Annotated in this window: 6 protein-coding genes; 5 read left to right on the top strand and 1 reads right to left on the bottom strand. The window is 42.8% G+C overall.

Annotated features, from left to right (window positions below; all coding sequences use genetic code 11):
* The first annotated feature begins 53 nt into the window (after positions 1–53).
* From hslV to FD50_RS03710, 3 genes are read left to right on the top strand one after another with little or no spacing between them, the layout of a single operon-like run.
* Complete coding sequence (gene hslV / locus FD50_RS03700) at positions 54–599, top strand: ATP-dependent protease subunit HslV (RefSeq protein ID WP_054756567.1); 546 nt, start codon at positions 54–56, stop codon at positions 597–599.
* Between the two features lie 24 nt (positions 600–623).
* A complete protein-coding gene (gene hslU / locus FD50_RS03705) occupies positions 624–2,051 on the top strand; it encodes an ATP-dependent protease ATPase subunit HslU (RefSeq protein ID WP_056960353.1) in 1,428 nt (475 codons plus the stop codon).
* Positions 2,052–2,066: 15 nt separating this feature from the next.
* Entirely contained in the window at positions 2,067–2,945 is an 879-nt protein-coding gene (locus tag FD50_RS03710; protein ID WP_056960355.1) for an aldose 1-epimerase family protein, read from the top strand.
* 226 nt (positions 2,946–3,171) lie between these two features.
* On the opposite strand, the gene plsY is transcribed toward FD50_RS03710, so the two are convergent.
* Positions 3,172–3,792, bottom strand: a complete 621-nt coding sequence (plsY, locus tag FD50_RS03715) for a glycerol-3-phosphate 1-O-acyltransferase PlsY (protein ID WP_054756569.1) — start codon at positions 3,790–3,792, stop codon at positions 3,172–3,174.
* Positions 3,793–4,005: 213 nt separating this feature from the next.
* Here plsY and parE point away from each other — a divergent pair, with 213 nt between their 5' ends.
* A complete protein-coding gene (gene parE / locus FD50_RS03720) occupies positions 4,006–6,012 on the top strand; it encodes a DNA topoisomerase IV subunit B (RefSeq protein ID WP_056960357.1) in 2,007 nt (668 codons plus the stop codon).
* Positions 6,012–8,459 carry a DNA topoisomerase IV subunit A gene (gene parC, locus FD50_RS03725; protein WP_056960359.1) on the top strand — a complete coding sequence of 816 codons (2,448 nt, stop codon included), beginning with the start codon at positions 6,012–6,014 and terminating at the stop codon, positions 8,457–8,459. Before parE ends, parC begins: the two co-directional genes overlap by 1 nt.
* Positions 8,460–8,552: the final 93 nt, after the last annotated feature.

Below are 8,552 nucleotides of genomic sequence, written 5' to 3' on the forward strand. Positions count from 1 at the left end.
CAGATGTTTTACTTTAATTTAAAATTAGCTTAGTTATTTTAGGAGGAAAAAAGATGTCAGGAATTTCTTTTCATGCAACAACAATTTGTGCCGTTCATCACAACGGACACACGGCAATGGCTGGTGATGGGCAGGTAACAATGGGCGAGAAGGTCATTATGAAAGGCACTGCACGCAAAGTTCGCAGAATTTACAATGACAAAGTAGCAGTCGGCTTTGCAGGTAGTGTGGCAGACGCTTTTAACTTAGAGGAACGTTTCGAAAAGAAGCTTAATGAATACAGTGGTAACTTGCAGCGCGCGGCGGTTGAACTTGCGCAGGAATGGCGTAGCGACCAAACATTACAGAAGCTAGAAGCTTTGTTGATCGTAATGGATAAACACGAACTGCTGCTGGTTTCTGGTGGCGGTGAAGTGATTGCTCCAGATGATGAAATTTTAGCGATTGGCTCTGGTGGCAACTATGCGCTTGCGGCCGCAAAGGCACTGAAAAAACATGCTCCGGACATGTCAGCGGTTGAAATTGCAAAAGCTGCCATTGGAATTGCCGGAGATATTGATATCTTTACTAACCATAATATTATTGCAGAGGAACTTTAGCAGAAATACAGGGGGATCTATTAAATGAAACCAATTGATAAAACACCCAAGCAGATTGTGAAGGAACTAAATCAATATGTAATTGGACAAGATGAAGCCAAAAAAGCAATTGCGGTGGCTTTGCGTAACCGTTACCGCCGTTTGCAGCTTACTGGTCAAATGCAAGAAGAGATTACACCTAAGAATGTTTTGATGATCGGGCCTACTGGGGTCGGTAAGACAGAAATTGCACGACGCCTTGCAAAAATTGTGCAAGCGCCCTTTATAAAGGTTGAGGCAACAAAATTTACCGAAGTCGGCTATGTTGGTCGTGATGTTGAATCAATGGTCCGTGATCTCGTAGAAGTTGCATATCAGATGGAAGAAGAAATTGAGTTCCAGCAGATTAGACCAGAAGCTCAGAAGAATGCAGAAAAAAGGTTGATCAGACTGATAGTTCCCGCAAAGAAAAAGAGTCAAGAAAAGCAGGCCAATGAACAGCAGAACTTTATGCAGCTGTTTCGTGATCTCCAAAGTGGGAAGATGCCTGCCAATTTTGGGCAGACTCAGGCGGCTGAAGAAGAGGTTACTGACGAAGTACGCGACGAACGACTTTCTGTGAGTGAACAGCTCAAGCGCGGACAACTGGAAAATCGAGAAGTTACTGTGAAGGTTGCTGATCCAACACGCAAGTTCCAGGGACAAAACGGGATGTTGGGTCAAATGGGGGTTGATCTTGGAGACGCCTTAAGTGCTTTAACACCGCCTAAGCAGGTTGAAAGAACGATGACTGTTGCCCAAGCGCGTGAAGTTTTAATTAGAGAAGAATCTGAAAAACTAGTTAATACTGCTGATATTGCTGAACGTGCCCTGAAAAGAGCAGAAGACACCGGAATTATCTTTATTGATGAAATTGATAAGGTAACTTCAAAATCGCAAAAAAACGCAGGGGAAGTTTCACGTGAAGGAGTTCAACGTGACATTTTACCGATTGTGGAAGGTTCACAGGTGCAGACAAAATATGGTTTGCTTGACACTGATCACATTTTGTTTATTGCTTCAGGGGCATTTCATGAAAGTAAACCCAGTGATTTAATTGCCGAATTACAAGGACGCTTTCCGATTCGAGTGGAATTGAATGAATTGAAGAGTGAAGATTTTGTTCGTATTCTAACAGAACCGAATAACGCATTGGTTAAACAGTACATTGCCTTAATTGGAACTGATAATATTAAAGTCACGTTCACCATCGAAGCAATTCGCAGGATCTCTGAAATTGCTTATCGCATCAATCATGAAAACGAAAATATTGGCGCTCGACGTCTGCATACCATTTTGGAGCGACTTTTGGAAGATATTTTGTATGAAGGACCTGACATGCAGATGGGTGAGATTACGATTACAGAATCTTACGTAAACAATAAAATTGGTGACATTGCAGCAGATAAAGACTTAAGTCAATACATTCTTTAAAAAGCAGGTGTTAGCATGACAGTTACTCTTGAAAATAACAAACTCAGAGTGGTTTTTAGTGAACATGGTGCGGAAATGGTTAGTTTATACGGGAAAGAAAAGCAGTTTGAATATTTATGGCAAGCGGATCCGCAATATTGGGGTAGGCACGCTCCAGTCTTGTTTCCGATTGTCGGACGCTTGCAAGCCGATCACTATCGTTTTGCGGGTCAGTCATATGAGATGCACCAGCACGGATTTGCCCGTGATCAGGACTTTACGGTGGTAAAACAGACTAAGACTGCTGTTGTTTTCGAGTTGAAAGCTTCAAACAGCACAAAAGAAAAGTACCCGTTTGCTTTTGTGCTTAAACTTTCCTATACACTCCATGCTGAAAGTGTTGCGGTCACTTACACTGTTGAAAATCCTGCCAATCAGAAAAGTTATTTTTCAATCGGGGGTCATCCCGCTTTTAATCTTCCTATGGGAGACCCTCAGTTGGATTTTGCGGATTATCACGTAGAATTAACGCCACATAAAGAACGTCAGCAGATTTCATTAGTCGGCAACTATACAGATGTGGCACATGCTGTGAAGACGACGACTAATGACATTGCGCTGAGCCATAAACTCTTTGCACATGATGCTTTAATCTTCAATTTGCAAGCAGAACCGACAACCTTGACGTTAACTGACGCTGCAGCACATACAGGAGTGACGCTGCGGCTGGAAAATGCAGAATATTGCGGTATCTGGTCACCCTATCCGGCACAAGCTCCCTTTGTGTGTCTTGAGCCTTGGTGGGGGTTGGCCGATGATGTCACTGCAAAGGGTGAACTGAGTACTAAGAATGCAATTCATGCATTACCTGCGCAGACTTCCTTTACAGGAAAATATGAAATTTCGGTTTTTTAAAACAGCAGCTTACACGCAAGTAAACGGAGAATAAAATCAGGGGGTTGTGAAAAACAAGGAAGAAGATTTCCAAGTTTGCGCCAACCCTCTTTCTAGTGCTGTGTTTCAGGTGATTTAATAGGAACAGATGTCAGGTTGGACGTGCGCTTAATTTGGGACTACAAAAAATGCCAGAGTCTTTAGAAAAGGCCCTCGCATTTTTAGTAACTTTATGCAACATGCTTTATTACTTTTTTTGATGCTGGCGTTTATAGACTAAGCCAAACGGAACAAGATTCTCCTGTCCGCTGCGGATGCGTGCAATGTTTCCCTTATGACGATAAAAGACAAAGATTGTCAGCGCTAATGCAATGAGCGTGAGAATATAATCGTGGAAAAAGAATAGTGAGAGCAGCGTAATTAAAGTCATCCCGACCATGCTGGCGATGCTGACCATACTTGATAAATAAAGTGTGGTCAGAAAAATAACCCAAGCAACGAGAAAGAATAACGGACTATATGCCAGTAAGATTCCGGCACTGGTTGCGACTGCCTTACCACCACGAAAACGTGCAAACAGCGGAAAAACATGCCCGATAACTGCTGCACAACCAATAATCAAAACATTAATATGTGAACCGAATAAGTACGGTTGACAAGCGGCTAAGGTTCCTTTCAGCATGTCTACCAATAAAACAATTATTCCCGCTTTTTTCCCCAACACACGAAAAGTGTTGGTGGTTCCCATATTCCCGCTACCAAATTGGCGGATGTCTTTACCATAAAATATCTTACCGATCCAGACACCAGATGGGATTGATCCAAGAAGATATGCAACTACCAGCATAATAATTATTGTTGAATCCACTCCAGTGTAACCTCCTTTAGTTAATACGACTTATTCTATCACTGTTTGGCTTTCAGCTTCAATTTTATTTTGTTTTTTCACGTTGCACCGGGGTGACCACCAGCATGGCATTACTTTACAATTGTTGATTTCATAGGTTATGATGTTCTAGTTAGTACACTAAAAACGATTGCGGCAACAATACACATATTCCAAAATCAAAGAGGTTTAGGCATGGTAAAAAATAAGTATAACGACGAATCAATCCAAGTTCTTAAAGGACTTGAGGCTGTCCGCAAACGACCGGGCATGTATATCGGCTCAACGGATGGTCGTGGACTGCATCATCTGGTCTATGAAATTGTCGATAATGCAGTTGATGAGGCATTATCAGGTTTTGGAGACGAGATTAATGTTACTATTCAGCGTGACAACAGTATTACAGTCACAGATCATGGTCGTGGCTTACCTGTGGGGATGCACGCATTAGGAATTCCCACTGTAGAAGTTATTTTCACCGTTTTACACGCTGGCGGGAAGTTTGGGCAAGGCGGCTATAAAACATCCGGTGGCCTGCATGGCGTGGGTGCAAGTGTTGTGAATGCTCTTTCTGTGCACATGCGTGTTAAGACCGTAAGAGATGGAAACGAGTACGAAGAAGATTTCGAAAACGGCGGACATCCGGTTGGAACGCTGCGCAAACTTGGAAAAACTAAAAAACCAACTGGAACGACAGTCACTTTTAAACCGGATCCGGAAATTTTTACAACAACTAATTATAATTATGATATCTTAGCAGAGCGTTTGCGCGAGTCAGCTTTTTTACTTAAAAATGTCAAAATTACTTTGACAGATGAACGGACTGAACGTGCAGATACCTTCCATTTTGTTGAAGGAATTAAGGAATTTGTTGCTTATTTGAATGAAGATAAAGACACTCTTGGAGACGTAATGTACTTTGACGGTACCAAGGAAGGAATCGAAGTCGAAGTAGCAGCCCAATACAACGATGGTTATTCTGAAAGTGTGCTTTCTTTTGTCAACAACGTGCGGACAAAAGACGGCGGTACACATGAAGCCGGCATGAGATCTGCATGGACCAAGGCATTCAATGACTATGCGCGGCAAGTCAATCTGTTAAAAGACAAGGACAAAAACTTAGAGGGTAGTGATGTCCGTGAGGGTTTGGCGGCGGTAATCTCTGTTAGAATTCCGGAAGAATTACTCCAGTTTGAAGGGCAAACAAAGGGGAAATTAGGAACTCCGGAAGCCCGTGCAATTGTTGATAGTGTTGTGAGCGAACAGCTCGGATACTATCTAATGGAAAATGGGGAATTTGCTCAAGAATTGGTGCGTAAGTCGCTTAAAGCGCGGGAAGCACGGGAAGCTGCCCGTAAAGCACGTGATGAAAGTCGCAGCGGCAAGCGCAAACATAAGAAGGATCGTTTGCTTTCAGGGAAATTAACACCTGCACAGTCAAAAAATGCTAAGCGCAATGAGCTCTTCTTAGTCGAAGGAGATTCAGCCGGTGGGTCTGCCAAGCAAGGGCGTGATCGCAAGTTTCAAGCGATTCTTCCGTTGCGTGGAAAAGTCTTGAATACTGAAAAGGCCAAGTTACCGGAAATTGTTAAAAATGAAGAGATCAACACGATGATTTATACAATTGGGGCTGGTGTCGGTGCTGATTTTAAGATTGCCGATGCCAATTATGACAAAATTATCATTATGACCGATGCAGATACAGACGGAGCGCACATTCAGACGTTATTGTTGACGTTCTTTTATAAATATATGCGTCCAATGATTAAAGCCGGGAAGATTTACATTGCATTACCGCCGTTGTATAAGTTGCAAAAAAAGGTCAAAAATAAGACGGTTATCAGATATGCTTGGACCGATGAAGAATTGCATTATGCAAGTAAAGAAATGAAAAAGGGCTATACTCTCCAACGCTTCAAAGGGTTAGGTGAAATGAATGCCGATCAGCTTTGGGAAACAACGATGAACCCTGAGACCCGCACCTTAGTGCGCGTAAAAATCGAAGACGATGCCTTAGCTGAAAAGCGCGTCACTACGTTAATGGGAGATAAAGTCGAACCGCGACGCAAGTGGATTGAAAGAAATGTCAAGTTTACGCTGGAAGAGGACGGCAGCTTGTTAGATAACGCAGTGGTTGAGGGAGCGCACGGTTTACAAACCGAAGAACAGCTCGCAACTAAACAAGAGGAGGTCGGCCGTTAATGGCACAAGAACAAGAAAGTAATATTCAAGAACTTTCACTTGAGGCAGTGATGGGTGAACGCTTCGGACGTTATTCAAAGTATATTATTCAAGAAAGAGCACTGCCGGATATCCGTGATGGGTTAAAACCTGTGCAAAGAAGAATCTTGTATGCCATGAATCAAGACGGCAATACTGCTGAAAAAGCTTTTCGCAAGTCAGCTAAGTCAGTTGGTAATGTAATGGGTAACTTTCATCCGCATGGTGACAGCTCAATTTATGAGGCAATGGTCAGAATGAGTCAGGCGTGGAAGTTGCGTGAACCTTTAATTGAAATGCATGGCAACAATGGTTCAATGGATGGGGATCCGCCCGCAGCAATGCGTTATACAGAAGCACGTTTAAGCAAGATTTCAGCTGAAATGCTGCGTGACATTGACAAAAAGACGGTTGATTTTGTCCCTAACTTCGATGACACGGAAATGGAGCCAACTGTTTTACCTGCTCGTTTCCCGAATCTGTTGGTTAATGGAGCGACCGGAATCTCTGCCGGATATGCAACTGAGATTCCACCGCATAATCTGCATGAGACAATTCAAGCAATCACTTATTTAATGGCACATCCGAATCCAAGTTTAGCGAAATTGATGGAATTTGTGAAAGGGCCTGATTTCCCCACTGGTGGGATCGTGCAAGGGATTGACGGTATAATTAAGGCCTATACGACAGGGCGCGGCCGCGTGGTTCTGCGTGCGAAAACTGCGACAGAACAATTGCGCGGTAGCAAAGAACAACTCGTAATCACTGAAATCCCATACGAAGTAAATAAAGCCCTATTAGTCAAACGAATTGATGAAATTCGTCTTTTGCGTAAAGTCGAAGGGATTGCTGAAGTCAGGGATGAGAGTGATCGTGAAGGCTTAAGGGTTGTGGTGGAGTTAAAACGAAATGCCAATACCCAGGGGATTTTAAACTATTTATTTAAAAATACCGATTTACAAATTTCTTATAACTTCAACATGGTCGCGATTAATAATAAACGGCCTGAACTTGTCGGTTTAAAAGAAATTCTGACAGCGTATCTCACGCACCAACGGACGGTTACCCGTAAGCGGACAGCTTTTGATCTCAAGAAAGCACAAGAACGCGAGCATCTTGTGGCTGGCTTAATTAAAGCCCTTTCTATTTTAGATAAAGTGATTAAAACAATTCGTGCCAGTGACAATAAAAAGAATGCTAAAGATAATTTGGTTGCACAATATGCTTTCACAGAGGCGCAAGCTGAGGCGATTGTGTCATTGCAACTCTACCGGTTAACCAACACCGATGTGACGGATCTGCAGGCTGAATTTGAAGAATTGCATAAAAAGATCGCCGGCTACGAAACGATCTTAGGTGATCCTAAAGAACTCGATCGGGTTGTTAAAAAGGAGCTATTGGCTGTCGATCGTGCATACACTTCGGCACGTAAAACAGTTATTCAAAAAGAAGTGCAGCAGCTTAAAATTGAAACAGAAGTAATGGTCGCTCCAGAAGATGTAGTTGTACTTGTCAGTCGAGATGGTTACCTGAAACGGAGTTCATTACGTTCCTTTAAAGCTTCTGGACCAGAAGAAAACGGACTCAAAGAAGAAGATGCAGTCGTTTTCCAAAAAACAGTCAATACTTTAGACAATTTGCTGATTTTTACGGATCATGGCGATCTGATTTACCGTCCAATTCATGAGATTCCAGAGGATAAATGGAAGGATACAGGAAAGCATCTATCACAAACTGTGGGATTGACAGCAGACGAAAAAATTTTAGCAGCCTTTTGTTTTAAAGACTTTGCCCAAAAAGGCAATTTTGTACTTGCAACTCGTGAAGGATATATTAAACAAACTGCTTTGAGTGACTTGAAACCCGGGCGAACTTATCGCACACGTGCAAGTCAGTGCATGAAGCTGAAAACCAAAAGTGATCGGCTTTTGAGTGTAACCTTTGTTCCTGCAGGACAAGCAAGCGGCAAGTTTGTCTTTGCAGCTACTAATGGAGGTTACGGTCTTCGGTATGCACTCGCTGAGGTTCCTGTCAATGGACCTAAGGCAGCTGGTGTGCGTGCAATTGCTTTGAAAGATGATTTTTTGGCGGCGGTGCTTGTAATTACTGCAGCCACTCAACTGGGAATTGTGACTCAAAGAGGGGCCTTCAAGCGAATGAATGCTGCTGAAGTTTCTGTCACGACGCGGGCACGCAAAGGCGTTCAAATTCTGCGTGAACTTAAACGAACCCCACATCGGATTGTTCTAGTTGTTGCACTTAGTGGCGTACAGAAACTGGCAATTATAACTGACAAGGGACAAGCAGTTGTAGTTGACCCGCAGTCGCATCCCTTAGGCGATCGTTATTCCAATGGTTCTTTTGTACTTGACCCAGCAATTGAAGGTCAGCCGTTAGCTGCTAAGTGGTTTTCAGAGACAGAAGAATAAGTAAGCTAATGCTTGTTGATTGCAAGCTAAATTAAAAGGGGCTGTGACAAAAGTCCTCTAAAATAAAAGAGATTGTCGAAAATCGTTCTGGGA

The sequence above is a fragment of the Liquorilactobacillus satsumensis DSM 16230 = JCM 12392 genome (assembly GCF_001435195.1).
Taxonomy (GTDB): Bacteria; Bacillota; Bacilli; order Lactobacillales; family Lactobacillaceae; genus Liquorilactobacillus; species Liquorilactobacillus satsumensis.